The sequence below is a fragment of the Pseudomonas sp. B111 genome, from assembly GCF_026428275.1.
Taxonomy (GTDB): domain Bacteria; phylum Pseudomonadota; class Gammaproteobacteria; order Pseudomonadales; family Pseudomonadaceae; genus Pseudomonas; species Pseudomonas aeruginosa.
In genome coordinates, this window is the sequence record NZ_CP097857.1 from 3206757 (window position 1) to 3231128 (window position 24372).

At 67.3% G+C, this 24372-nt stretch carries 24 protein-coding genes; 10 read left to right on the plus strand and 14 right to left on the minus strand.

Going from position 1 to position 24372, the window contains the following annotated elements; genetic code table 11:
- Nucleotides 1–58 precede the first annotated feature (58 nt).
- On the plus strand, nt 59–706 hold the full coding sequence (locus tag M6E97_RS14825) for a FadR/GntR family transcriptional regulator (RefSeq protein WP_003087512.1): 648 nt from the start codon (nt 59–61) through the stop codon (nt 704–706).
- 15 nt (nt 707–721) lie between these two features.
- The gene (locus tag M6E97_RS14830) at nt 722–1996 is read left to right on the plus strand and encodes a CynX/NimT family MFS transporter (protein WP_003140135.1); all 1275 of its coding nucleotides are present in this window, start codon (nt 722–724) and stop codon (nt 1994–1996) included.
- A 51-nt stretch (nt 1997–2047) separates the two neighbouring features.
- On the opposite strand, the gene M6E97_RS14835 is transcribed toward M6E97_RS14830, so the two are convergent.
- The 12 genes from M6E97_RS14835 to M6E97_RS14890 all read right to left on the minus strand — a co-directional run bounded on the left by M6E97_RS14835 (nt 2048) and on the right by M6E97_RS14890 (nt 12295).
- Entirely contained in the window at nt 2048–3115 is a 1068-nt protein-coding gene (locus tag M6E97_RS14835; protein ID WP_003087507.1) for an AI-2E family transporter, read from the minus strand.
- 165 nt (nt 3116–3280) lie between these two features.
- Complete coding sequence (locus M6E97_RS14840) at nt 3281–4087, minus strand: DUF4892 domain-containing protein (RefSeq protein WP_003087504.1); 807 nt, start codon at nt 4085–4087, stop codon at nt 3281–3283.
- An 8-nt stretch (nt 4088–4095) separates the two neighbouring features.
- Nucleotides 4096–4758, minus strand: a complete 663-nt coding sequence (locus M6E97_RS14845; RefSeq protein ID WP_003087500.1) for a glutathione S-transferase family protein — start codon at nt 4756–4758, stop codon at nt 4096–4098.
- A 79-nt stretch (nt 4759–4837) separates the two neighbouring features.
- Complete coding sequence (locus tag M6E97_RS14850; RefSeq protein WP_003097867.1) at nt 4838–5698, minus strand: alpha/beta fold hydrolase; 861 nt, start codon at nt 5696–5698, stop codon at nt 4838–4840.
- Nucleotides 5695–6507, minus strand: a complete 813-nt coding sequence (locus M6E97_RS14855; RefSeq protein ID WP_022580598.1) for an alpha/beta fold hydrolase — start codon at nt 6505–6507, stop codon at nt 5695–5697. The genes M6E97_RS14850 and M6E97_RS14855 overlap by 4 nt, the downstream gene beginning before the upstream one ends.
- Before the next feature lie 101 nt (nt 6508–6608).
- Nucleotides 6609–7250: a LysE family translocator gene (locus M6E97_RS14860; protein WP_003120430.1), complete on the minus strand. Its 642-nt coding sequence runs from the start codon at nt 7248–7250 to the stop codon at nt 6609–6611.
- 40 nt (nt 7251–7290) lie between these two features.
- Nucleotides 7291–8115 (minus strand): AraC family transcriptional regulator, encoded by an 825-nt coding sequence (locus tag M6E97_RS14865; protein ID WP_003109956.1) that lies wholly within the window; start codon nt 8113–8115, stop codon nt 7291–7293.
- Nucleotides 8116–8172: 57 nt separating this feature from the next.
- A complete protein-coding gene (locus M6E97_RS14870; protein ID WP_003087490.1) occupies nt 8173–8610 on the minus strand; it encodes a hotdog fold thioesterase in 438 nt (145 codons plus the stop codon).
- Between the two features lie 52 nt (nt 8611–8662).
- Nucleotides 8663–10330 (minus strand): AMP-binding protein, encoded by a 1668-nt coding sequence (locus M6E97_RS14875; protein WP_003087486.1) that lies wholly within the window; start codon nt 10328–10330, stop codon nt 8663–8665.
- 126 nt (nt 10331–10456) lie between these two features.
- The gene (gene sixA, locus M6E97_RS14880) at nt 10457–10921 is read right to left on the minus strand and encodes a phosphohistidine phosphatase SixA (protein ID WP_003117751.1); all 465 of its coding nucleotides are present in this window, start codon (nt 10919–10921) and stop codon (nt 10457–10459) included.
- Nucleotides 10918–11259, minus strand: coding sequence for a DUF4389 domain-containing protein (locus tag M6E97_RS14885; protein WP_003097882.1), 342 nt, complete (start codon nt 11257–11259; stop codon nt 10918–10920). Before M6E97_RS14885 ends, sixA begins: the two co-directional genes overlap by 4 nt.
- 13 nt (nt 11260–11272) lie before the next feature.
- On the minus strand, nt 11273–12295 hold the full coding sequence (locus M6E97_RS14890; protein WP_003109958.1) for an NAD(P)H-dependent glycerol-3-phosphate dehydrogenase: 1023 nt from the start codon (nt 12293–12295) through the stop codon (nt 11273–11275).
- A gap of 150 nt (nt 12296–12445) precedes the next feature.
- On the opposite strand from M6E97_RS14890, the gene M6E97_RS14895 reads away from it, so the two are divergent.
- The 7 genes from M6E97_RS14895 to M6E97_RS14925 all read left to right on the plus strand — a co-directional run bounded on the left by M6E97_RS14895 (nt 12446) and on the right by M6E97_RS14925 (nt 21693).
- The gene (locus M6E97_RS14895; protein ID WP_033938520.1) at nt 12446–14554 is read left to right on the plus strand and encodes a TonB-dependent receptor plug domain-containing protein; all 2109 of its coding nucleotides are present in this window, start codon (nt 12446–12448) and stop codon (nt 14552–14554) included.
- A gap of 171 nt (nt 14555–14725) precedes the next feature.
- A complete protein-coding gene (locus M6E97_RS14900) occupies nt 14726–15484 on the plus strand; it encodes a hypothetical protein (RefSeq protein ID WP_003140145.1) in 759 nt (252 codons plus the stop codon).
- Nucleotides 15481–17436 carry an ATP-binding protein gene (locus M6E97_RS14905; RefSeq protein WP_003109961.1) on the plus strand — a complete coding sequence of 652 codons (1956 nt, stop codon included), beginning with the start codon at nt 15481–15483 and terminating at the stop codon, nt 17434–17436. The genes M6E97_RS14900 and M6E97_RS14905 overlap by 4 nt, the downstream gene beginning before the upstream one ends.
- Before the next feature lie 188 nt (nt 17437–17624).
- Nucleotides 17625–18140 carry a 3-hydroxyacyl-[acyl-carrier-protein] dehydratase FabA gene (gene fabA, locus M6E97_RS14910; RefSeq protein ID WP_003087475.1) on the plus strand — a complete coding sequence of 172 codons (516 nt, stop codon included), beginning with the start codon at nt 17625–17627 and terminating at the stop codon, nt 18138–18140.
- Between the two features lie 11 nt (nt 18141–18151).
- Nucleotides 18152–19369 (plus strand): beta-ketoacyl-ACP synthase I, encoded by a 1218-nt coding sequence (gene fabB / locus M6E97_RS14915; RefSeq protein WP_003087471.1) that lies wholly within the window; start codon nt 18152–18154, stop codon nt 19367–19369.
- A 153-nt stretch (nt 19370–19522) separates the two neighbouring features.
- Complete coding sequence (locus M6E97_RS14920) at nt 19523–21148, plus strand: methyl-accepting chemotaxis protein (RefSeq protein WP_034005551.1); 1626 nt, start codon at nt 19523–19525, stop codon at nt 21146–21148.
- Nucleotides 21149–21252: 104 nt separating this feature from the next.
- A complete protein-coding gene (locus tag M6E97_RS14925; protein ID WP_003087468.1) occupies nt 21253–21693 on the plus strand; it encodes a winged helix-turn-helix transcriptional regulator in 441 nt (146 codons plus the stop codon).
- Between the two features lie 173 nt (nt 21694–21866).
- Here M6E97_RS14925 and M6E97_RS14930 read toward each other — a convergent pair whose 3' ends face one another.
- Entirely contained in the window at nt 21867–22343 is a 477-nt protein-coding gene (locus M6E97_RS14930; RefSeq protein WP_003087466.1) for a DUF3859 domain-containing protein, read from the minus strand.
- 68 nt (nt 22344–22411) lie between these two features.
- The gene (locus M6E97_RS14935) at nt 22412–23446 is read right to left on the minus strand and encodes an amidohydrolase family protein (protein WP_003140148.1); all 1035 of its coding nucleotides are present in this window, start codon (nt 23444–23446) and stop codon (nt 22412–22414) included.
- On the opposite strand from M6E97_RS14935, the gene M6E97_RS14940 reads away from it, so the two are divergent.
- Complete coding sequence (locus M6E97_RS14940) at nt 23445–24350, plus strand: substrate-binding periplasmic protein (RefSeq protein WP_003109965.1); 906 nt, start codon at nt 23445–23447, stop codon at nt 24348–24350. The two genes, M6E97_RS14935 and M6E97_RS14940, sit on opposite strands and share 2 nt — an antisense overlap.
- Nucleotides 24351–24372: the final 22 nt, after the last annotated feature.

The window sequence follows — 24372 nt, forward strand, 5'->3', positions numbered from 1 at the left end:
CTTGCAGCTGCCGAGGTATCCTGCGCGCAAATTCATCCGATGATTGGATGTTTCTTCCGTGACCATTCCCCTCAAGCGCTCCCTGGTGGACATCGCCCTGGAGCAGATCCGCCAGCGCATCGACGCCGGCCATTGGCCGCTCGGCCAGCGCCTGCCGCCGGAGCCGGAACTCGCCGAGCTGCTCGGCATGAGCCGCAACACCGTGCGCGAAGCGGTGCGCGTGCTGACCTTCTCCGGCGTGCTGGAAGTCCGCCAGGGCGACGGCACCTACGTGCGCGCCTGCGCCGATCCGCTGGAAACCATGCTGGTGCTGGCGCGCAGCGCGGTGCAGCACTCCCTGGAGGCACGCGGGATGATCGAGATCGAGGCGGCGCGCCTGGCTGCCGTTCGCCGCGACGACAGCGACCTGAGCGCATTGCGCGAGTATCTCGACGCATCGCGCCAGCGCTACGGCAGCGACGACCTGCAGGACTACATCGAGCACGACGTCCGCTTCCACCAACGGATGGTCGATGCCGCCCACAATCCGGTGCTCAGCGAACTCTACCGCTACTTCTCGCAGGTCATCCGGACCTCGCTGGAACGCACCATGGCCGACCCACAAAGGGCCCAGCCCTGCTTCGAGCTGCACCAGCAACTGCTCGACGCCATAGAACGCGGAGACCCGGACGCTGCCGCCGCGGCCAACCGCGCACTGCTGATCTGAACCCGGGACAGACCCATGACTCACGCCTTGAATGCCCGGCCGGGAGCGCACCCCGGCCATCCTCCGGAAGAACTGCTGATCGATGCCGAAGTCGACGACGAACCAGCCCCGCCGGCGCCGCCGCTACGCCCCTGGCTGCTCCTGCTGGGCCTGGTGCTGGTGGCGCTGAACCTGCGCCCGGCGCTGTCCAGCCTCGCCCCCCTGCTCAACCAGGTACGCGACGATACCGGCCTCTCGGCCGCCGCCGCCGGCCTGCTGACCACCGCGCCGGTACTCTGCCTGGGGTTGTTCGCGCCGCTCGCGCCGCGCCTGGCCCGGCGTATCGGCGCCGAACGCAGCGTGCTGCTGATCCTCTTCTGCCTGGCCGGCGGCATCGTCCTGCGCAGCCTGTTCCCGGTGTTCGGCCTGTTCGCCGGCAGCGTCCTGGCCGGCGCCAGCATCGGCATCATCGGCGTGCTCCTGCCGGGCATCGTCAAACGCGACTTCCCGCGCCAGGCCGGGGTGATGACCGGGGTCTACACCATGGCCCTGTGCCTGGGGGCCGCGCTCGCCGCCGGCGCCACCGCGCCGCTGGAGAAGCTCTTCGGCAACTGGGAACTGGCGCTGGCGTTCTGGTCGCTGCCGGCGATCCTCGCCGCCGCCTTCTGGCTGCCGCAGACCCGCCAGGGCCAGCACGCCCATCGCCAGGCCTTCCGTGTCGTCGGCCTGTGGCGCGACCCGCTGGCCTGGCAGGTCACGCTGTACATGGGCCTGCAATCGTCCCTGGCCTACATCGTCTTCGGTTGGCTGCCGTCGATCCTGATCGACCGCGGCATGACTGCGGTGGAAGCCGGCCTGGTGCTGTCCGGCTCGGTGATGCTGCAACTGATCACCGCCCTGCTCGCGCCCTGGCTCGCCGCTCGCGCCAGGGACCAGCGCCTGGCGGTGGTGCTGGTGATGGCTACCACCCTCGCCGGCCTGCTCGGCTTCCTCTATGCGCCGCTGCCGACCATCTGGGGCTGGGCGGTCCTGCTCGGCCTCGGTCAGGGCGGCACCTTCAGCATCGCCCTGGCGCTGATCGTCCTGCGCTCGCGCGACGCCCACGTCGCCTCGCATCTGTCGGGCATGGCCCAGGGCGTCGGCTACACCCTGGCGGCCATGGGACCGTTCATGGTCGGCGTGGTCCACGACCTGACCGGCGGCTGGAACGCGGTCGGCTATATCTTCATCGGCGTCGCCATCGCCGCCACCCTGTTCGGCCTCGGCGCCGGGCGCAGCCAGTACGTGGGGGCCCGCAGCGAACACCTGTAGCCCCGCAGACGCAAAAAGCCCCGCATCGCGGGGCTTTTTCTCCTTCGTCACTCAGGCATCCGGGCCGCGCCCTTCGCCGGGCGGCGTCCGCGGCGTGCTGGCGATCCAGTCGCTGAGCAGGTTGTAGGCCACTGCCAGCAGGATCGGGCCGAGGAACAGGCCCATGAAGCCGAACGCCAGCAGGCCGCCGAACACCCCGAGCAGCACCACCACCAGCGGCAGGTTGCCGCCACGGCTGATCAGGTAGGGTTTGAGGATGTTGTCCACCCCGCTGATGATGAAGAAGCCCCACAGGCCGAGGAACACCCCGTGGCCATAGTCGCCCTTGAAGAACAGCCAGGCGGTGGCCGGGCCCCAGACCAGCGGCGGGACCATCAGCAGGCTGCAGGCGAAGGTCAGCAGGCCGAGCAGCATGGCTCCCGGTACGCCGGCGATCGTGAAGCCGATCCAGGCCAGCAGGGCTTGCGCCGCGGCGGTGCCGATCACCCCGTTGACCACCCGCTGTACGGTGCCGGCGACAAGGTCGCGATAGTGCTCCGCGCGGTTGCCGATCAGGCGTTCCAGGGCACGGTGGACGATGGACTCCAGGCGCGGCCCGTCGCGGTAGAAGAAGAAGATCAGGATCAGACTGAGGACCAGTTCCAGGATCCCTCCACCGATCTTCGCGCTGCGCGCCAGCAGCCAGTTGCCGACCTCGCCGACATAGGGCTTGAGCACGTAGAAGAACGCCACGCCCTGTTGGTCGATGGAGTTCCACCAGCCGATCAGGCGGTCGCCGATCAGCGGGACGCCGGCCATCCACGAAGGCGGCGGCGGCAGGCCCTCGACCTGGAGATTCTTCAATAGCTCCATCAGCGAACGAACGTTGTCCGCCAGGCCGAAGCCGAGCCAGATCAGCGGCAACGCCACCAGGACGATCCAGCCCAGGGTCAGCAGGCCCGCCGCCAGCGACTCGCGGCCACCGAGCAGGCGCGTGAGCATACGCATCAGCGGCCAACTGGCGAAAGCCAGCACCGCGGCCCAGAACAGCGCCGACCAGAATGGCGCCAGCACCCAGAGACTGGCACCGAGCAGGCCGAACAACAGCACGCGAAGCAACAGCCGATCGTTATCGAACATCAAGGCAGGCCTTCCTCAAAGGGGGATACACCGATAGACAGCGCTCGGCGTGCGCCGTTTCCAGCCGGAGCGTGGGGCGCGGGGGAAAGGCAGTCTACTCTGGCGGGCGGCCTTGCCGAAGGCATTTTCGCCATCGCCCGGGCCCGCAGGCCCGGGCGAACGCGTTCAACGCAGCCAGTTGAGGTGCAGGCCCTCGACCTCCGACTGGCCCAGCTCCATGCGGCTGTTCAGCACGCCCTGCCCGCGCAGGGCGTCGCGCCACTCCTGGGCGTGCTTGCCGGACAGCTCGACCCGCACCCCGGTATCCAGGCGCAGGGTCCGCACCAGCAACTCCAGCCAGGAGCCGGCCGGCTCCGCCGGCACATGGCTGAGGGTCAGTTCGCCGTTGGCCTTGAGCAGGCGCAGCAGGGTCGCCGGGCTCGGCAGCAGTTCCCCCAGCGGCGCATCGGCCTTGAGTTCCTCGGCCTGCAGGTAGGCGCGGCGATTGCCGCGGGTGATCGAGTAGACCGCCACCAGGCTGTTCTCCTGTGGCGCCGCCAGGCGCACCAGCAGGTAGGCCTGCTGCTCGTCCGGGCCGTACAGCTTGGCATTGCCGAACACGGCGTTGGCCAGCAGGCTGCTGGAGCCGCAGTCGCGCCGCTCGCACCAGAACAACGGCGTGGCGTCGGCCTTGAGCAGCGCGGTGCGCGCCGCGGCGAACGCCTCCTGGCTGCTGTGCTCGGGCGGCAAGCGGTAGGTCAGCGCGGTCAGCTCGCCTTCGGCGCGCACCTCGCCCTCCATGCGCAGGCGACCGCTGATGCGGCTGATCGCCCCTAGCGGGTAGATCCGCTCCTCGCTCGGCGCCTGGCGGAAGTCGACGATCTCGGCGCGCGGGAAGCGCGGCAGGACGTCCAGGTCATGGCTGCCGGGAAGGTCGGCGGCCAGCGCCGAAAAGCTGAAAACGCCCAGGGATAGCAACAGGAACCCTCGCATACCGGCCCTCAACGGGTCAGCATCGACTGGGCGGTACGGATGGCGTCGTCGCCCTCCTTCTCCCGCCGCGGCACCAGCAGTCCGCGCTGCACCGCGGGACGCGCCTCGATGGCGGCGATCCAGCGTTGCAGGTTGTCCAGCCCGTCGACGGCGACACCGGACCAGTCGTGGATGCGCACCCAGGGATAGGTGGCGATATCGGCAATGCTGTAGTCGCCGGCGAGGTACTCGGCCTCGCCCAGGCGACCGTCGAGAACTTCGTAGAGGCGCCGGGTCTCATGCTGGTAGCGGTCGATGGCGCCCTGCAACTTCTCCGGGAAATAACGGAAGAACACGTTGGCCTGCCCCTGCATCGGGCCGACCCCACCCATCTGGAACATCAGCCACTGGATCACCCGCGAGCGACCCTTGACGTCGGCGGGCATCAGTTGCCCGGTCTTCTCGGCGAGGTAGATGAGGATCGCGCCCGACTCGAAGACGGCGAAGTCGTCGTTGTCGCGGTCGACGATGGCCGGGATGCGGCCGTTGGGATTGATCCTGAGGAATTCCGGAGCCTTCTGCTCCTTCTTGTCGAACGACAGCGCGTGCACCCTGTAGGGCAGGCCCATTTCCTCGAGGGCGATGGAAACCTTGTGGCCGTTCGGCGTGGCGGCGGTGTAGAGATCGATCATGCGGTGACTCTCCGTAACGATCCGTCCAGCCTTACGGCTGGACCCGGAATAGTCAAGGAAACAACGGCAAGCCGGTGTTTCAGCGCGCGAAGAAGGCCGCGAAGACCCTGGCCACCGCCTGCGCCCCGGCCTCATCGTCCAGATGCAGGTGATGCCCGCCCGGCAGGTGGTGCCGCTCGAACGGCAGGGTCTCCAGCAGCGCCCGCATGCGCGGCTCCACCGCCAGCATGCCCTGTTCGGCCAGTACCAGGCTGACCGGGCATTCCACGCTGCGCACGAAGTTCAGCGCGTGGGCCTGGGTCAGGCGCAGCGGCGACGGTAGGGTCAGGCGCGCGTCGGTGCGCCAGGTATAGCCGCCGGGCACCGGTTCCAGGCCGCGCTGGGCGAGCAGTTCGGCGGCCTCCCGGGAGATCTCGCCGACCCCGCGCATCCGCGCTTCCACGGCTTTTTCCAGCTCGGCATAGACCGGCTTGCGCTTGTGGCGTAGCGCCAGTTGCGCCTTCAGCGCTTCGCCGAGCTTCTGCGGCGCCTTGTCGGCTTCGCCAGTGTAGGGAATCAGGCCATCGATCAACGCCAGCCGCTCGATGCGCTCGGGCAAGGCCCCGGCGAGCAGCACCGAGACGATGGCGCCCATCGAGTGTCCCAACAGGGAAAACCGCTCCCAGCCCAGTTGCTCGGCCACCATCAGCACGTCCAGCGCGTAGTCCCAGAGCAGGTAGCTGGCACCCTCGGCACGATGCGCAGAATGCCCGTGGCCGGCGAAGTCGAGGGCGACGATACGCAGCCCGGCGAGCTTCGGTGCCAGGCGCGAGAAGCTCATGGCGTTGTCCAGCCAGCCGTGCAGGGCGATCACCGGCTTGCCGTCCGGCGGACCGAACAGATGCGCGGCCAGCTCGATGTGCGGCAGGCTGATGCGTACTTCCTCGACCTGCAGGCTCATGCCGAACGCTCCTCGGTCGTCCGCGACCAGCGTTCGAACACGCCTTTCAGCAGTTCGGCGGTTTCCCGCGGGCGCTCCAGCGGGAACATGTGGCCGCCGGGCAGCGACATGAACTCGCCACGCGGCATCGCCCGGATCAGCCGGGTGTGGTGCGGCAACACCACCTTGCTGTGCCGCCCGCGCACCATCGCCAGCGGCACCTGCAACTGCCGCGCACGCCCCGGACTGCTGTGCGGCACGCTGCGGTAGATGCTGATCTCGGTGGCCGGATCGAAGCGCAGGCGCAGGCCGGAACCGCCGCCGCTGTCGGCCAGCCCGTGGCGTACGTAGGCCTCCAGGCAGTCGGGGTCGAAACGGCGGAACAGCGCCTTGCCGGAGAAGTAGGCCCGCGCCTCTTCCAGGTCGGGGAACGCCTCGCGACGCCCCAGGGTGCGCCCGGCCGGAGTGATCCGGTCGATGAAGCCGAAGCGCTTGGCGGCACGGATCACCAGGCGGTCGGCGAGGGTCAGCACCGGCGAATCGAGCATCACCACGCCGCGGTAGAGTTCCGGCCGGCGCAGCGCCGCGTGGTAGTGCAGCACGCCGCCGAGGGAATGGCCGACGCCCCAGACCGGCTGTTCCAGGCTGGCGAGATGGTGCAGCAGTTCGTCCACCAGGTTGTCCCAGTTGTCGTTCACCGGGAAACGCGGGTCGTGCCCGTGCATTTCCAGGTGATCCACCCGGTACTCCGGCGCCAACGCCTCGAACAGCTTGGCGTAGGTAGCCGACGGGAAGCCGTTGGCGTGGGCGAAGAAAACCGATTGCGACATGCGCGACGTCTCGACAGGGCTGATGCCAGGGATTCTCCGGCAGCCTCGCCGAGGCGGCAATGGCTTTGCCGGCTGCCTTGCACGGCGAAGCGGCCAAAACCTCAGGCAGAGCGGACGAGATGCTCGAGGATCGCCGCCGCCACCAGCAGGAACACCACCCCGCAGGCCGCGTCCAGCCAGGGCACCGCGCGCAACAGGCGGGCCTGCAGGGCCGGGCGGGTAAGGGTCAGGCTGAGCAGGCCGAACCAGCAGGCGCCCATGCCGAACAGCAGCGCCGCCACCGCCAGCTTGCCGCCGAGCGACATCTGCGCAGGAATCAGGCTGCCGAGCAAGGCGATGAAGAACACCAGCGCCTTGGGATTGAACAGATTGGTCGCCACCCCACGCAGCCAGGGCCCCAGGGGCGACGGCGGCAGCGCCCCGTCGAGCCGGCCCGGCTGGCCGTCGCCGCGCCGCAGCCAGGCGCGCAGCGCGCCGACGCCGAGCCAGGCCAGGTACAGCGCGCCGAGCGCCTGCAGGATGGCGAACAGCACAGGCGTACGGCTGAGCAGCAGCGACACGCCGGTCAGCACCAGGGTGGTATGCAGGAGAATCCCGCAGGCCAGCCCCAGCGCGCTGGCCAGGCCGGCCCGCCGCCCCTGGTGCAGGGACGTGCGCACCACCAGGGCGACATCGGGACCGGGGCTGACCAGGGCGACGGCGAACACCGCCGCCAGGGTCAGCAAGACAGACAATTCCTGCATGGCTACTCCACGAAAAAGGGATCGGAAAGGAAAACGCAATTCAGCGCTGGCGCAGGCGCGCCGGCGGTAACCCGTAGGTGCGACGGAACAGACGGCTGAAGTGCGCCTGGTCGTAGAAACCGAACTGCTGGGCCACCTGGCTCAACGGCTGCTCGCCGCGCAGTACCAGCGGCAAGGCGCGCTCCAGACGCAGTTGGGTCAGCCACTGGTGGGGCGGCAGGCCACAGTGACGGCGGAAGCGCCGCAGCGCCTGCCAGGGGCTCAGGCCGCAGAAGGCGGCCAGTTCCTCCAGGCTCGGCGGGTATTCCAGGCGCGACTCCAGCCAGTCGCGCAGCCGCGTCCAGTCGCGCCGGCCGAAGCCTTGCCGGTCACCCTCCTCCAGGCGCAGGCTGCTGCCCAGGCTGAGCAGGCAGGCCAGCGCCTGCCAGAGATGCTCTTCCAGGGCCAGACGGTTCTCCAGCGCCGCCGCGCCGCCGAGCATGCCCAGGTGCAACTGACGCAGGCGCTGCTGCAGACGCTCGTCGCGGACCAGGCTGCTGGTCAGGCGCGGCGCCCCCCGGCGGCCGTCGCTGAAGTCGCGGCTGGCGCGCTCCAGCCAGTCGGCATCGAGCGCCAGGACGCGGATACGGTAGCCCTCCTCGCCGGCGCTGCTGCCGTCGTGGATGCTTTCCGGCGCCATCAGCAACGCGTCGCCGGCCCCGGCCAGGCGCCGTTCGCCGCCGGCGGCATAGCGATGCCGGCCCTGCAGCAGCAAGCCGATGTGGTACTCCAGGTGGAAGTGCCGGGGAAAGGAAAAGCGGTTGTGCTCGGCGTCGATCAGGCGTACGCCGGGAATCCCGCTGCTGAGATGGGTGATCTGCTCCATCCCGCTACTCTACCGCCAGCGGGACGGAACGATCTTGGACAAAATTGCGGACCGCGCTCAGCCCGCCCTGCCCGCCAGCGGCACCACCGCCATGGTCAGGCGGGCGATGCAGCTCGGCTTGCCGTCGTCGCCACTGAGGCGGATGTCCCAGACATGGGTGGTACGCCCCAGGTGGATCGCCCTAGCCACCGCAGTGACCCGGCCGCTGCGCAGGCCGCGCAGGTGGTTGGCGTTCACTTCCAGGCCGACGCAGTAGTACTGGCTGGTGTCGACGCACAGGTAGCTGGCCATCGAGCCCAGGCTTTCCGCGAGGACCACCGAGGCGCCGCCATGCAGCAGGCCGAACGGTTGGTGGGTACGCGAGTCGACCGGCATGCTGGCGGTCAGCGACTCGTCGTCGAAGGCTTCGAAGCGGATGCCAAGCAGGTCGCCGATGCTGTTCTTCTGCGAGGCGTTCAGTTGCTCCAGGTCGGGCGTTTGTCGCCAGAGGCTCATGGGAATTCCTTGCGCAAGGGGGAAGCCCGGAAGGGCTTCCCGTCGGTGGGAGTCATTCGTGCCAGAGCACGGCCTCGCGGCGTTCCACCCATTCGTGGAAGCGCGAGCCATAGGCACCTTCCACCATATTGCGCTTGATCTTCAAGGTCGGCGTGAGGAAACCGTTGTCCACCGCCCAGGTTTCCTGCACCAGGACCAGGCCGACCAGGCGCTCGTGCTTGTCGAGCGCACCGTTGACCTGTTCCAGGTGCGCCCGCAGGCTGCTTTCCAGCGCCCCGCGGGTACCATTGAGGGCCTCCCGGCGACCGACCTCGGAGAGCACGCAGAGCCCCAGCGGCGCGCTGAGGCCCTCGCCGACCACGCAGACCTGCTCGATGCGATCGTGCACCGCCAGGCGGTTCTCGATCGGCGCCGGCGCCACGTACTTGCCCTTGCTGGTCTTGAAGATTTCCTTCATCCGCCCGGTCAGGCGCAGGTTGCCGTCGGCGTCTTGCTCGCCCTTGTCGCCGGTGCGCAGGAAACCGTCGGCGGTGAGCACCTCGGCAGTCTTCTCCGGCTCCTTGTAGTAGCCGACCATGGTCGCGCCGCTACGCACCTGCACCTCGCCCTCGTCGCTGATGCGTACCTCGACGCCGGGGCTGTTCTGGCCGATCCAGCCGGTCTTCTGCCTTCCGGGCCGGCAGACGTGGGAGTAGCCGCTGTTTTCGGTCATCCCGTAGACCTCGAGCACGTCCAGGCCCAGGCGGCGATACCAGAGCAGCAGCGCCTCGGGTACCGGCGCCGCGCCGCAGAGCGCGTAGCGCACCGCGTCCAGGCCTAGCCCGGCGAGCACCTTGCGACCGACGATGCGGCCGAGGATCGGCAGCTTCAGCAGGCGGTCGAGCTTCTGCGCCGGCATCTTCGAATACACCCCCATCTGGAACTTGGTCCAGATGCGCGGCACGCCGAACAGCAGGGTCGGCCGCGCACGCTTCATGTCCTCGACGAAGGTGTCCAGGCTTTCGGCGAAGAACACCGTGGTTCCCCCGTAGAGCGACCCCATCTCGACGAACATCCGCTCCGCCACGTGGCACAGCGGCAGGTAGGAGAGCATCCGGTCGTCTTCGCGAGTGCCGAACAGTTCCACGCCGCGGCTGGCGGCGAAGGCGAAACTGCTGAAGTTGTGCATCACCCCCTTGGGCACGCCGGTGGTTCCAGAGGTGTAGATCAGGGTGGCGAGTTGCTCGGCGGCGGTCGGCGTGTCGCCTTCGAGCGGCGCGCAGGCCTGCAGGTCGCTCCACTGGCGGTCGAAACGCCCTTCCGGGTGCAACGGCATGGCCACGGTCGGTATGCCCTCGGGGACTCCGGGCGCCATCGCCGGCCAATCGTCGAGCTTGCCGACGAAGACCACCGCCGACTCGGAATGCTCCAGCACCTGGCGCGCCGACTCGGCGGTGAGATTGGGATAGAGGGGGACGGAAACGTGCCCGGCCATCCAGATCGCCAGGTCAGTGACGATCCAGTGCGCACAGTTCTTCGAGATGATCGCGATACGGCTGCCGGCGGGGAGATCCAGGCTGCGCAACCAGGCGGCTGCACGCCGCGCCTGGTCGCCCACCTCGCCCCAGCTCAGCTCCTCGACCCGGCCGCCACCGATGGGCTGCACCAGGTAACGCCGTTGCGGATGACGCTTTTCGCGCTCGAAGAAGACTTCGAGCGGCAGACGATTTGCAGTGACCACGTACCGCCTCCGTTGTTGTTGTTCTGGGAGATCGACCAAGCACTTGCTTGGTCGAATATTCCATCACAGCCAACCGCAGGCAAGCCGGGAAATGTTTCGGTTTGTAGTCGTTGCGCCAGGCGCTTCCTAGCCGTGCCGCGGGTGATGCAGCGAGACCAGGGTCATCAGCCCGGCGGCGGCGAAGTCGCCTTCCAGCTCGGCCAGCGAGGCAGTGCTCATCGGCAACGGATCACGCCGGTTGCCATGCACCAGCAGACCGCCCAGCGCTCCGACCAGGGGCTGGTGGCTGACCAGCAGGAGATTGCGCTCGCTGCGCTCGTCGAGGAAACCGAGCACCTCGCGCGGATCGTCGTCGGGGGTCAACCAGGGGGCGGTGCCGACCGGCTCGACCAGGCCCAGTGCCTCGCGCACCAGCTCGGCGGTCTGCTGGGCGCGCACGTAGGGGCTGGCGAGAATCCCGTCCAGCGGCAACCCGGCCAGCCGCGCGGCGCTCTGCAGCACTTCCTTGCGTCCATGGGCGGTCAGGCGCCGCTCGGAGTCCCGGCTGGCGTGCGGTTCGGCCTCGCCGTGGCGCAACAGCCAGAGCTTCACAACTTCGGCTCTTCGTCGCGCGCCGGGTGCGCGGCGGGCGGCACGCTGTGGGCGGCCTCGCCCTCGGCGGCGCGGGCGCTCGGCCAGTCGGCGAACGGCCAGGGTTTCTCGTCGCTGTGGAAGGTACCAAAACGGCCGATCTGCGCCAGGTACTGGCTGAGGCTATCGCCGAAAGCCATCAGGCTGCCGTTCGGCGCGCCGTAGATCAGTCGGTAGACCAACTGGATCACCACCACCGCCCCGAGGAGCAGTTCGGCGACCTGCCAGACCAGGACGAACAGCAGCATCCAGAGGATGCGGATGGCGATCGATTCGCGTGCTTGCGGGTCTGCGGACATGGCGGTCTCCTCGTCAGAAGCCGGTGGTGGGAATGAAATCGACGTCGGTCTTCGGCTCGCCGCGCATCAGCAGCTGGATGACCTGCGCCAGGGTGCGGCCTTCGAAGAGGATCGCATGGAGACCGGCGACCAGCGGCATGTACACCTGCATCTCGTCGGACTTTTCCTTGAGTACCTTGAGAGTGTTCACACCCTCCGCGGTCTCGCCCATGCGCGATACCGCCTCCTCCAGGCTGAGCCCCTCGCCGAGGGCGTGGCCGACCTGGTAGTTGCGGCTCTTCGGCGAGGAACAGGTGACGATCAGGTCGCCGACGCCGGCGAGGCCGAGAAAGGTCATCGGGTTGGCACCGAGCTTGACGGCGAACCGGGTCATTTCCGCCAGCGCGCGGGTGATCAGCATGCTGCGGGTGTTCTCGCCCATGTCCATCGCCGCGGCCAGGCCGGCCATGATCGCGTAGACGTTCTTCAGCGCACCGCCGAGTTCCACGCCGAAGCGGTCGCGGCTGGCGTAGACGCGGAAGGTGCGGCCGTGCAGGGCCGCCTGGACGCGGGCGCACAGCTCGTCGTCCTCGCTGGCGACCACCGTGGCGGTCAGCTCGTGCTCTGCGATCTCGCGCGCCAGGTTCGGGCCGGAAATCACCCCGATGCGGGCTTGCGGGGCGATTTCCTCGAGGATCTCACTCATCAGCTTGAAGGTGTGCGCCTCGATGCCCTTGGTCAGGCTCACCAGCAGCTTGTCCGTCAATGCCGCCTGGTGTGGTTGCAGCACCTTGCGCAGGGCGCTGGAGGGCAAGGCGACGAAGATCAGTTGGCAATCGGCCAGGGTGCGCTCCAGGTCGGTGACCGGGTCGACCCCGGGATGCACCTTGACCCCTTTCAGGTAGCGCGGGTTCTCGCGTCGTGTGCGGATCGCCTCGGCCTGTTCCGGGTCGCGCATCCACTGGCGGACCGCCTGGCCGTTCTCGGCCAGCAGGTTGGCGATGGCGGTGCCGAAACTGCCGCCGCCGAGCACGGCAATCGGTTGCTGCTCTGTCATGATTCATCCATTTCTGGCCGCCACGCGGCAATCACGCCATTATACGGTCGGCCAGCCGGCCGACCAGTCTTGACGCCGGCGCTGGCAAAAGCCCGCGCCTCGTTTACCATGCCCGGGCCAGACAATACCTATCGAGAACAAGGTCGTTCCGTGCCCATCGCTTCGCGTGCTCCCGTCTCCCTGACCCTGCTGGCCCTGCTGTTCGGCAGCAAGCTCGCGGCCGCCGACCTGTTCAACGATCCCAGCGGCGTTCCCGAAGTATTGACCGCGACACGCCTGAAACAATCCCCGGCGGAAGTTCCCGGCAGCATCAGCGTGCTCGACCGCGAGCTGATCGTCGCCAGCGGCGCCCGCGACATTCCCGAACTGATGCGCCTAGTCCCGGGCATGATGGTCGGCTACCTGTCCGGCAACCAGCCCACGGTCAACTACCACGGCACCAGCATGTCGGGGGCGCGGCGCCTGCAAGTACTGATCGACGGTCGCTCGGTGTACCGCCCGGGCCTCGCCAGCGTCGACTGGAGCGACCTGCCGCTGGCCCTCGAGGATGTCGAGCGGATCGAAGTGTTCCGCGGTCCGAATACCGTCAGCTACGGCGCCAACGCATTGATGGGGGTGATCAACATCATCACCCGGGCCCCCGGCGAGTCGCCCGGCACGCGCCTGAAATACACCGCAGGCCAGCGCGGCATCCGCGACTGGTACGCCAGCCAGAGCATCGCCCTGGAAGACAGCGACTTCCGCCTGTCGCTGTCCGGCCAGGAAGACGACGGCTTCGACCACGACCACGACGGTCACGCCCTGCGCGACGGCCGCCGGCTCAGCCGCTTCAACCTCAACGCCAGCCACAGCCTGGCGCCGAACCAGAGCCTGGAGTGGCAACTGGCGGCCAAGGAAGGCTCGAACCAGCACCCCTACGCCTACCGCTCGCCGTTTCCCCAGGTTCCCGACGACGTCGACAACTCCGATACACTCGCCCACGACTATGCCGGTTCGCTGCGCTGGAACGTCGACCTCGACCCACGCCACAGCTTCTATATACAAGGCTACGCGCAGCACTGGGAGCGCCGGCAGGAGTGGAACGCCTGCGAGGCGGGCATCGCCTTCAGCCCGCAACTGGCGCAACTCTGGGAACTGAACCCGGACTACCTGCGCAGGTTCGCCGACGATCCGACCCGGCTGCCGCCCGGCAGCGCCCAGGAGTTGCAACTGGCGACCCAGGTCCTCGACCAGCTACGCAACGGCGGACTGCGCCCGGTCTGCGGACGGGTCGACCGCAACATCCGGGAAAGCCGCTACGACCTGGAGATGCAGGACACCCTCAGCCTGGGCGACAACCTGCGCCTGCTGAACGGCCTGAGCTACCGCTACGACCAGGCAAACTCCGAGACCTTCTACGGCGGCAGGGTCAGCAGCCAGATCTGGCGGCTGTTCAGCCAGTTGGAGTGGCATGCCGGCGAACACTGGCTGCTGCAGGGCGGCGGGATGCTCGAAGACGTCGAGGGCTCCGGCAGCTCGTTCAGCCCGCGGCTGGCGGTGAACTACCTGTTCAACCCCCAGCACAGTCTGCGCGCGGTCTATTCGGAGGCGGTGCGGTCGCCGGGCATGTACGAAAACGACGTCGACTGGCGCTACCGGGTCCGCCACCTGAAACCGGCGCCCTACGGGCAGAGCGAAGCCTACTACTTCGCCAGCGCCCACGGCCCCGGCGACCTGGGCAAGGAACACACCCGTTCGCGCGAGATCGGCTACAACGGTTTTTTCCGCGAGACCGGGCTGGCCGTGGATGTACGCCTGTTCCACGAGGAAATCACCGGACTGATCAGCGATCCGCTCAGCGTCGTCGACTTCAGCCCGGACAATGGCGATCGCATCCGCTTCTCCGGCGCGGAAGGCCAGCTCGACTGGCGCCTGGGCCTGCGCGACCGCCTGCGCGCCACCTACGCCTATCTCGACTACGACGCCACCAGTCGCTACGACCGGCGCCTGACCGCCCGCCACGGCGGCTCGGCCGGCTGGATGCACGACTGGGGCCAAGGCTGGTCCAGCGCCCTCTTCTATTACGGCGACGATTCGCTCAATGGACATCGTTTCGAACGCGTCGACCTGCGCCTGGCCAAGCGCATTCCCCTGGGCAAGGCCGCCCTGGAATTGGCCGGCGTGCTCCAACAGCGTCTCGACGACCAACCGCTGACTTTTCCCGACAACCGCTACGACAGCCGCCACCTGCTCTACTTCAGCGCCGAGGTGACGTTCTAGATGCGTCGCTTGCGCCCCGCCCGTCGGGCTTTCCAGGCGCTGCTCGCGCTCGTCGTCTGCTGTCTCGCGCATGTCGGCGAGGCCGCGCAACTGGTCCTGGTCAGCGCCAACCAGGGGGCCGCGGTGAACGCCTTTCGCGACGCCCTGTCGCAGCGACGGCCGCAGGACCAGGTGGAACTGCGCACGCCCGCGGCCCTGGCGGAGGGGATGGTCTTCACCGACGACACCCGCCTGCTCCTGCTCGGCCCCGAGGCCCTGGCCTGGCGCCTGCGCCAGCACCGGGCGCCACCGACCCTGGCGCTGCTGCTCAACCGGGTCGATGGCCAGCGCCTGCTGCCAGGCGCCAACGGGCATGGCGGACACGGCGTCGGAGGGCTCTGCGTACTCTGGAGCGACCCGCCGGCGGCCCGCCAGCTCCGCCTGGCGCGCCTGATCCTGCCGGGCATCCAGCGCATCGGCGTGCTCTACGGCAAGGACAGCGAATTCCTCCTCGACGAGCTTCGTCGCGAGGCCCGCAGCCAGGGGCTCGAGCTGTTCGTCGCCAGCAGCAGCGGCAACGACGACCCGCGCCCGCTGCAGTTCCTGCTCGGCAATAGTGACCTGCTGCTCGGCATCGACGACAAACAGCTGTACAACTCGCAGAGCATCAAGAGCCTGCTGCTCGGCAGCTACGCCAAGAACCGCGCGCTGCTCGGACCCACCGCAGCCTTCGTCAAGGCCGGCAGCCTGGCGAGCAGCTACAGCGACCAGGAGGACTGGCTGGACACCCTCGACGAACTGCTCGGCCAGGCGCCCAGGCACTGGCCCCTCAGCCTCTATCCAGGGCATTTCAAGGTGCTCGGCAATCGGCAGGTAGCCCGCTCCCTGGGTATCGACCTGGCCAGCGACGCCGACCTCGGCCGGCGCCTCGCCGAAGGAGAAGAACCATGAGCCAGCGCCACGGCTGGGACATCCGTACCCGCATGCTGGCGATCAGCCTGGGCCCGGCGCTGTTGCTGACCCTGCTGCTCACCGCCTACTTCACCTACTCGCGCCTGCAGGACCTGCGCCAGGAACTGACCCATACCGGCCAGTTGATCGCCGACCAGTTGGCGCCGGCCGCCGAATACGGCGTGATCGCCGGCAACACGCCCGTGCTGCAGAAGCTGCTGCAGGCCACCCTCGACACCCCGCATGTGCGCTTCATCGAGGTACGCGACCGCAACGACAATATCCTGGTGTACGTCGAACAGTTGTCCGGCGCGTTGCAGAACGCCGCGCCGATCGACATCTTCCACTCCACCATCCAGCGCCAGCGCATCGCCCTGGCCAGCGACCCGCTGCTGGACGGCGCCAGCGAAGGCGACGGCCAGTCCGGCGAGGACTACCTCGGCCGGGTGGTGGTCGGCATGTCCAACGACGCCTTCAGCCAGCGGCAACAGGAAATCCTCCTGAAGGCCGCCCTGCTGGCCGCCTTCGCCCTGATCCTCACCTTCCTCGTCGCACGCCGCCTGGCGCAGCGCCTGTCGGCGCCGATCAGCACCATGGGCCAGGCGGTCGAGGCGATCCAGAGCGGCGACTACAAGACCAGCCTGCCGATCCTCGACGACGGCGAGATCGGCGACCTGGCCCGTCACATCAACAATCTCGCCAGCGGGCTGGACCGCGCGAGCCGGGAACAGGAACAGGCGATCGGCCAATTGATCAGCGCCCGCGAGGAAGCGGAGCAGGCGAACCGGGCGAAGTCCGACTTCCTGGCGATGATGAGCCACGAGCTTCGCACCCCGATGAACGGCGTGCTGGGCATGCTGCAACTGCTGGAAACCACCGAGCAGACCCGCGAACAGGCCGAGTACACGGCGCTGGCCACCGAGTCCACCGAACACCTGCTGAAGGTCATCAACGACATTCTCGATTTCTCAAGGATCGAACGCGGCGCGCTGGAACTGGAGTGCATTCCCTTCAACCTGCTGGAACTGGTGCAAGGCTCCGCCCTGGTGTTCCAGCACAGCGCCCAGCAACGCGGACTGGCGCTGGAATTGCAGATCCAGGCCGGCCTGGAGAATATCGAGGTCTGCGGCGATCCGACGCGTATCCGACAGATCCTGGTGAATCTGCTGGGTAATGCGCTGAAGTTCACCGAGGAAGGCGCCATCCATCTCAGCCTGGAGTGGCAGGCGCTCGATCACGACGTGCTGTGGCTGACCTGCGCGGTGCACGACAGCGGCATCGGCATCTCGCCGGAACGCCTGGAACATATGTTCGATGCCTTCCAGCAGGCGGATTCGTCGATTTCCCGGCGCTACGGCGGCACCGGGCTCGGCCTGGCGATCGCCAGGACCCTGGCGGAACGGATGGGCGGCACCCTGCAGGCAGAGAGCAAGGAAGGCTCGGGATCGACCTTCACCCTGGAGATTCCGCTGCCCTTCCAGCAGTCGCCGGCGCACCGGCAGCAGGCCGCTGGCGACGCCGCCCCGATTGCCGCCGGTCAGGAAATCCTCCTGGTCGAGGACAATCCGGTGAACCAGACAGTCATAGAAGCCATGTTGCGCAGCCTCGGCTATCGCGTCACCCTGGTCGCCGACGGTATCCAGGCGGTGCGCAGCGCCGAGCGCCAGCGCTACGACGCGATCCTGATGGACTGCCGCCTGCCGGTGCTCGACGGCTACTCGGCGACACGGGAAATCAGGGCCCAGGAGAACGGTCGGCGGGTACCGATCATCGCCCTGACCGCCAACGCCCTGCAGGGCGATCGGGAGAACTGCCTGCAGGCGGGAATGAACGATTACCTGGCCAAGCCATTCAAACGGGCGGAATTGCAACGCATACTGCAACGCTGGATCGGCTCGCAGCCGGAACTCCCCGTGACGTCGAACGAAACCGGACGAGGTGAGCCGGAATGATCTACGACAAGGGCGGCAAGCGGACGCGGGAATAAAGTGAACATCTGTTCGCCGGACACTGTGACTTTCACCGCAACGCAACAGTCTATGACTAGGCTGCCGCTGCGACGCCGATACAATAACCCGGCGCGACGGCCGCTGGACGAACCGCCACAACCCTGCAGTTCAGGGATTTTTGAGGAGCTCGCATGACCAAACAACACGCCTTCACCCGAGAAGACCTGCTGCGCTGCAGTCGCGGCGAGCTGTTCGGCCCGGGTAACGCGCAACTTCCCGCCCCCAACATGCTGATGATCGATCGCATCGTTCACATCAGCGATGTCGGCGGCAAGTATGGCAAGGGCGAGCTGGTCGCCGAGCTGGATATCAACCCGGACCTGTGGTTCTTCGCCTGTCACTTCGAAGGCGATCCGGTCATGCCCGGTTGCCTGGGCCTGGATGCCATGTGGCAGCTGGTCGGTTTCTACCTCGGCTGGCAGGGCAACCCCGGCCGCGGCCGCGCCCTGGGTTCGGGCGAAGTGAAGTTCTTCGGTCAGGTTCTGCCGACAGCGAAGAAGGTCACGTATAACATTCATATCAAGCGCACGATCAATCGTTCGCTGGTCCTGGCCATCGCCGACGGCACCGTCAGCGTCGATGGCCGCGAAATCTACAGTGCCGAAGGCCTCCGCGTCGGCCTGTTCACCTCCACTGACAGCTTCTAAGGGTTATCCGCATGCGTCGCGTCGTTATCACCGGTCTGGGCATCGTTTCCTGCCTCGGCAATGACAAAGACACCGTTTCCGCCAACCTCCGTGCGGGTCGGCCCGGCATTCGCTTCAATCCGTCCTACGCCGAGATGGGCCTGCGCAGCCACGTTTCCGGTTCGGTCGACCTGAACCTCGAAGAGCTGATCGATCGCAAGGTCTTCCGCTTCATGGGCGATGCCGCCGCCTACGCCTACCTGGCGATGGAGCAGGCGATCAAGGACTCCGGCCTGACTCCGGAACAGATTTCCAACCCCCGCACCGGCCTGATCGCCGGCTCCGGCGGCGCTTCCACCCTGAACCAGATGGAAGCCATCGACACCCTGCGCGAGAAAGGCGTCAAACGCATCGGCCCATACCGCGTGACCCGCACCATGGGCAGCACCGTATCGGCCTGCCTGGCCACGCCGTTCCAGATCAAGGGCGTCAACTACTCGATCTCCTCCGCCTGCGCCACCAGCGCGCATTGCATCGGCCAGGCCATGGAACAGATCCAGCTGGGCAAGCAGGACGTGGTCTTCGCCGGCGGCGGCGAAGAGGAACACTGGAGCCAGAGCTGCCTGTTCGACGCCATGGGCGCCCTCTCCACCCAGTACAACGAGACGCCGGAAAAGGCCTCCCGCGCCTACGACGCCAAGCGTGACGGCTTCGTCATCGCCGGCGGCGGCGGCATGGTGGTGGTCGAGGAGCTGGAGCATGCGCTCAAGCGCGGCGCCAAGATCTACGCCGAGATCGTCGGCTACGGCGCCACCTCCGACGGCTACGACATGGTCGCCCCGAGCGGCGAAGGCGCGATCCGCTGCATGCAGCAGGCGCTGGCCACCGTCGACGCGCCGATCGACTACCTGAACACCCACGGCACCTCCACCCCGGTCGGCGACGTCGCCGAGATCCGAGGCGTGCGCGAAGTGTTCGGCGACAAGGCGCCGGCCATCAGCTCGACGAAGAGCCTGTCCGGCCACTCGCTGGGCGCCGCCGGCGTACACGAGGCGATCTATTGCCTGCTGATGATGGAAGGCGGCTTCATCGCCGGCTCCGCCAACATCGACGAACTCGACCCGGAAGTGGCCGACCTGCCGATTCTCCGCGAGACCCGCGAGAACGCCAAGCTCGATACCGTCATGAGCAACAGCTTCGGCTTCGGCGGCACCAACGCCACCCTGGTCCTCAAGCGCTGGCAGGGTTGATTCCCTCCATCGCCGCATGAAGCGCCCTTCGGGGCGCTTTTTTGTACCCAGCGTTTCTTTACCCGAACTGCATGAACGGGCTAAACCTGGCGCCCCGCCTGCCGATAGAACTGATCAGCCCCGTCTCTCTCCTGCCCCCTGGAATCCGCCATCATGTCTTTGCGCAGTATGCCCATCGCGACCCGTGCCGCCCTGAGTTTCGCCCTGATCACCGCTCTGCTGGTCATCACCGGCATCTTTTCCCTGAACCGAATGGGTTCGCTCAACGAAGCCTCTTCGGACATCAGCGACAACTGGCTGCCTAGCGTCCGCGAAAGCGCCGAGTTGAACGTTCTGCTCGCCGAACTGCGGCAGGTGCAACTGGCCCATGTGCTGGCGGCGGAGGACAGCAGCAAACGCTTCCTGGAAAGCCGCATGACGGAAATCGGCAAGGAACTGACCGATCGCGAGGGCGCCTACCAACGGCTGATCAGTGGTGCCGACGAGCGCTCGATCTACGAGCGCTACCTGGCTACCCGGCAGACGCTCCTGCAAAGCCAGCAGACCCTGGTGCAGATGTCGCGCAGCAAGCCGCTGGAAGAGACCCGCCAGTACACCGAAAGCACCTTGCTCGACCAGTACCGCGCCACCCAGCAGCAACTGCAGGCGCTGATCGACTTCAACGTCAAGGGCGCCAGCCAGGCCAGCCACACGGCCGATGAGGTCTATCACAGCGCCTTCGCCGCAGTGATCGGCGTACTGCTGGTCGCCGGCCTCGCTACCGTGGTACTGGCTTGGCTGTTCACCCGCAGCATCACCCAACCGCTCGGCGAGGCGCTGCGAGTGGCCGAGGTGATCGCTTCGGGCGACCTCACCAGCCGCATCGACACCTCTGGCCGCGACGAACCGGCCAAGTTGCTGGTCGCCCTCCAGGGCATGCAGGCACAACTGCGCCAGACCATCCAGCAGATCGGCAGCTCGGCGACCCAACTGGCCTCCGCCGCGGAGGAACTCAGCGCCGTCACCGAGCAGGGCAACCGCTCGCTGACCCAGCAGAACGACGAAATCCAGATGGCCGCCACCGCGGTCAACGAGATGACCGCCGCCGTCGAGGAAGTGGCGCGCAACGCCAGCTCCACCTCGGACGCCTCGTCCGCCTCCGAGCAATCGGCGCAGAACGGACGCCAGCGGGTACTGGAGACGGTCCAGGCGATCCGCCTGATGAGCGAAGAAGTGGACAATACCTCGGCGCTGGTCGGCGGCCTGGCGGAAAAGGCCCAGGACATTTCCAAGGTCCTCGACGTGATCCGCGGTATCGCCGAACAGACCAATCTCCTGGCGCTCAACGCGGCCATCGAGGCGGCTCGCGCCGGCGAGCAGGGCCGCGGTTTCGCCGTGGTCGCCGACGAGGTTCGCGCCCTCGCCCATCGCACCCAGGAATCCACCCGCGAGATCGAGCAGATGATCGCCAACATCCAGGAAGGCACCGGCGCCGCGGTCGGCGCCATGGACAGCAGCAGCGTACGCGCCCGCAACATGCTGGAGATCGCCGAAGCCGCCGGCCTGGCGCTGAACGAGATCGCCGAGCGGGTCGGCCAGATCAACGAGCGTACCCTGGTGATCGCCAGCGCCTCCGAGCAGCAGGCCCAGGTGGCCCGCGAGGTCGACCGCAACCTGGTGAACATCCGCGACATCTCGCTGCAGACGTCCGCCGGCTCCAACCAGACCGCCGCCGCCAGCCAGGAACTGTCGCAACTGGCCATCGACCTGAACAACATGGTCACCCGCTTCGTCGTCTGACCATGCCGTGCGCCGTCTCACGGCGGCGCACTTGCTGCGGTTGCCCAGCGTGGAGCCCGGGTTTTACCATGAAACCCGATCCTCTCCCCCCCGGAGCCGCCCTGATGGTCAAGCGCACCAGCCACAAGCAAGCCAGTTGTCCAGTCGCCCGCCCGCTGGACGTGATCGGCGACGGCTGGTCGATGCTCATCGTGCGCGATGCCTTCGAAGGACTGACGCGCTTCGGCGAATTCCAGAAGAGCCTCGGCCTGGCCAAGAACATCCTGGCGGCGCGCCTGCGCAACCTGGTGGAGCACGGCGTGATGGTGGCGGTCCCGGCCGAAAGCGGCAGTCACCAGGAATACCGCCTGACTGACAAGGGACGCGCGCTCTTCCCCCTGCTGGTGGCGATTCGGCAGTGGGGCGAGGACTATTTCTTCGCCCCGGACGAATCCCATGTCCGCCTGGTCGAGCGCGACAGCGGCCAGCCGGTGCCGCGCCTGCAGGTACGCGCCGGCGACGGCAGTCCGCTCGCCGCGGAAGATACCCGGGTCAGCAGGGACTGATCGAAGGACGAACAGGCTACCATCGGCATCCGCGCGTACGCCGCCAAAACGGCGGATAACCGCGGGCGGCTATTCGCCCTGCCGCACGCAGGCAACCCTTGCCCGGTAGAGCGAATGGCGCCCCCGCGTTATCCACGCGACACAAGAAAACCAGCGCTTTGCATGGCTCGCGCTCAGCGCACGTCGAAGGATTTCTCCGCCAGCAGGCGATCGCCCTGGAACACCATCAACCGCCATTCGCCCTTCACCACTTCGTGCGGCTCGGTGAATTCGTAGGCCATGACATCGGTCGGCGCGCCCGGCACCAGCTTCTGCACCACTTCGAACTTGTCATGCCGCTGGCCATCCGGAGTGACCACGCCCGGGGTGAGGTAGAGCAGCGTCAAAGGCGTATCGCCTTCCTGCTTGCCGCTGAGTTGATAACGCATGCCGAACTTGGTGCCGAGCTTGGCCGGGACTTCGGTGGTCTGCTGGATGTTCTGCTCGCTACGGGTCAATACCCGTTCGCCGGGCTGGAAATCCTGGTAGCGGCTTTCGAACACGCCATATTCGATGGGGCCGTCGATACGCACCTCGGCCTGCGCCGCCACGGCGACGCCGGCGCCGAGCAGGAAGACGGAACGACTGATGCAAGAACGGATGAAGGACATGACTCACTCCTGGATGGGACTGGCGCGAGCCTATGACGCCGGCATGACAGACTGATGACGAATCCGGGTTATTCGCCTCGCGGATCGGCGGGCTGGCGCGGCAGCACCGCCAGGAAGTTGTCCCGCGCCACCTGGCGAGCGACCTGCTCGGGCAAGGCGTCGAGGAACGGATCGAAGCTCGCCATCAACTCGGGCAGGCTGTCGAACTGGCCGACCACATCGGAACCGAGCATGAAGCGTTGCGGAAACCGCTCGACCAGTGCCAGCCACTGCGGGTCGGGCTTGCCCTGCTCGTCCAGCAGGTACGGGCGCAACACCGACCAGGACAGGTCGATGTAGAGGTTCGGGTAGCGCTGCAGCAGACGCCCAAGGGTCGGCAGGAGGAAGTCCAGTTTCTTCTGGTGGCGATGGATCTCCATGCTGGTCCCGGCATGGGCCCAGATGAACCGCACATGCGGGTGATTGCGCAGGGGCTCCTCGATTTCCGCCAGGTACAGCGGGTTGCGTTCGCGCTTGGAAGTGACGTTGGCGTGCAGCAACACCGGCAGGTCGAATTCGGCGGCCAGGTGATAGACCCGCGCCAGCGCCTCATTGTTGGCCCTCGGCACGTCGCCGTAGGTCAGCGCGGTGAGGTCGTCGTGCCGGGTAAAGATCTCGCCGATGCCCTGCCAGAGTCCCGGGTCCAGCTCCAGCATGCGACGGATGTGCGCGTCGGCGTTCTTGTCGGTCGGGTTGAAACCGGTCAGGAACGGATGCACGCGCCGCCGCTGCTCGGCTGGCAGGGATTTCACCGCCGCCGCCACGATCACGTCGGTGGCGCTGTACCAATAGGCTCCGGCATCGTCGCCAGCGTAGTAGCGCGGCCGCTTCGGCTCGTCCTCGTGCCATTTCTTGGCGACCGCGACGCCGCTGAGCATCACATGGTCGACCCGGCCTTTGTCCATCGCCTCCAGCAGGCGCGGCATGCCTTCGCTTTCCTGGAAGAAATCCACGTAGTGCACGTGAGCGTCGCTGTAGCGATAATCCCTGGCATGGGTCAAGGATGTCACCAGGGACAGGGCGAACAATGTCGAAAACAGGGCACGCGTACGGGGGCCAGCCATGGCATTCCTCCTGATAGGCCTGAGTGAACATAGACCGCAGCCGCTCGGCCAGGGTTCGCCGCTCCGCTGGCTGGCCCTGCTGTTCGGCCTGCTGGCCTGGCATGCCGGGGCTGGCGAACGGGTGATCTATCCGCGCCATTCCGAAGGGCGCAACCCCGAACCCTACGTCGTCGAGCTGCTGCAACTGGCGCTGGCCAGGAGCGGCGGCGACTACCGCCTGGAGCCCAGCGCGCAGCCCATGCCGCAGTCCCGTGCGCAACTGCGCCTGGAGCAGGACGATCCGGGCCTGCAGGTGATGTGGGCGCAGTCCCGCGACGACCTGGAAGAGACCCTGCTGCCGATCCGCATTCCGATCTATCGCGGCCTGATCGGCTGGCGCATTCCTCTGGTCAGCGCCGCCAACAAGGACCTCCTGGCCTCGGTGCGGACCCTCGACGATCTCCGCCGCCTGCGCTTCGGCCAGCGCCAGGACTGGGCCGACACACCGATCCTGCGCGCCAACGGCCTGGAGGTGAAGACCAGCCAGAGCTACGAGAGCCTGTTCCGCATGCTCGATGCCGGCCGCTTCGAGGTCTTCCCCCGCGAGGTCGTAGTGATCGACGGAGAACTGGAGGACGCCTCCCGCGCCGGGCTGCACCTGGCGATCGACCAGCACCTGGCCCTGCACTACCCCGCGGCCTTCTATTTCTTCGTTTCGCGTCAACGCCCGGAACTGGCCGAGGCCATTCGCCAGGGCCTGGAGAAGGCGATTGCCGACGGTAGCTTCGAACGGCTGTTCGAGCGACATTTCAAGACGCGGCTGGGCAAGCTTGCCCTTCGGCAGCGGAGAATAATCGAGCTGAAAAACCCCTATCTTCCAGGAAAAACTCCTTTTCAGCGCGAGGCACTCTGGTACCGGCCGTGAGCTAGAATGAGGCCTTCACGCC

What these genes read in the sequence shown, in the direction of transcription:
- M6E97_RS14935 (WP_003140148.1), bottom strand. Translation starts at nt 23,446, where the DNA reads ATGGCTGGCCCCCGTACGCGTGCCCTGTTTTCGACATTGTTCGCCCTG.
- M6E97_RS14830 (WP_003140135.1), top strand. Translation starts at nt 722, where the DNA reads ATGACTCACGCCTTGAATGCCCGGCCGGGAGCGCACCCCGGCCATCCT.
- M6E97_RS14865 (WP_003109956.1), bottom strand. Translation starts at nt 8,115, where the DNA reads ATGGAGCAGATCACCCATCTCAGCAGCGGGATTCCCGGCGTACGCCTG.
- M6E97_RS14925 (WP_003087468.1), top strand. Translation starts at nt 21,253, where the DNA reads ATGGTCAAGCGCACCAGCCACAAGCAAGCCAGTTGTCCAGTCGCCCGC.
- M6E97_RS14890 (WP_003109958.1), bottom strand. Translation starts at nt 12,295, where the DNA reads ATGACAGAGCAGCAACCGATTGCCGTGCTCGGCGGCGGCAGTTTCGGC.
- fabB (WP_003087471.1), top strand. Translation starts at nt 18,152, where the DNA reads ATGCGTCGCGTCGTTATCACCGGTCTGGGCATCGTTTCCTGCCTCGGC.
- M6E97_RS14855 (WP_022580598.1), bottom strand. Translation starts at nt 6,507, where the DNA reads ATGTCGCAATCGGTTTTCTTCGCCCACGCCAACGGCTTCCCGTCGGCT.
- M6E97_RS14930 (WP_003087466.1), bottom strand. Translation starts at nt 22,343, where the DNA reads ATGTCCTTCATCCGTTCTTGCATCAGTCGTTCCGTCTTCCTGCTCGGC.
- M6E97_RS14870 (WP_003087490.1), bottom strand. Translation starts at nt 8,610, where the DNA reads ATGAGCCTCTGGCGACAAACGCCCGACCTGGAGCAACTGAACGCCTCG.
- M6E97_RS14835 (WP_003087507.1), bottom strand. Translation starts at nt 3,115, where the DNA reads ATGTTCGATAACGATCGGCTGTTGCTTCGCGTGCTGTTGTTCGGCCTG.
- M6E97_RS14840 (WP_003087504.1), bottom strand. Translation starts at nt 4,087, where the DNA reads ATGCGAGGGTTCCTGTTGCTATCCCTGGGCGTTTTCAGCTTTTCGGCG.
- M6E97_RS14885 (WP_003097882.1), bottom strand. Translation starts at nt 11,259, where the DNA reads ATGTCCGCAGACCCGCAAGCACGCGAATCGATCGCCATCCGCATCCTC.
- M6E97_RS14845 (WP_003087500.1), bottom strand. Translation starts at nt 4,758, where the DNA reads ATGATCGATCTCTACACCGCCGCCACGCCGAACGGCCACAAGGTTTCC.
- M6E97_RS14940 (WP_003109965.1), top strand. Translation starts at nt 23,445, where the DNA reads ATGGCATTCCTCCTGATAGGCCTGAGTGAACATAGACCGCAGCCGCTC.
- M6E97_RS14905 (WP_003109961.1), top strand. Translation starts at nt 15,481, where the DNA reads ATGAGCCAGCGCCACGGCTGGGACATCCGTACCCGCATGCTGGCGATC.
- M6E97_RS14920 (WP_034005551.1), top strand. Translation starts at nt 19,523, where the DNA reads ATGTCTTTGCGCAGTATGCCCATCGCGACCCGTGCCGCCCTGAGTTTC.
- fabA (WP_003087475.1), top strand. Translation starts at nt 17,625, where the DNA reads ATGACCAAACAACACGCCTTCACCCGAGAAGACCTGCTGCGCTGCAGT.
- M6E97_RS14850 (WP_003097867.1), bottom strand. Translation starts at nt 5,698, where the DNA reads ATGAGCCTGCAGGTCGAGGAAGTACGCATCAGCCTGCCGCACATCGAG.
- M6E97_RS14860 (WP_003120430.1), bottom strand. Translation starts at nt 7,250, where the DNA reads ATGCAGGAATTGTCTGTCTTGCTGACCCTGGCGGCGGTGTTCGCCGTC.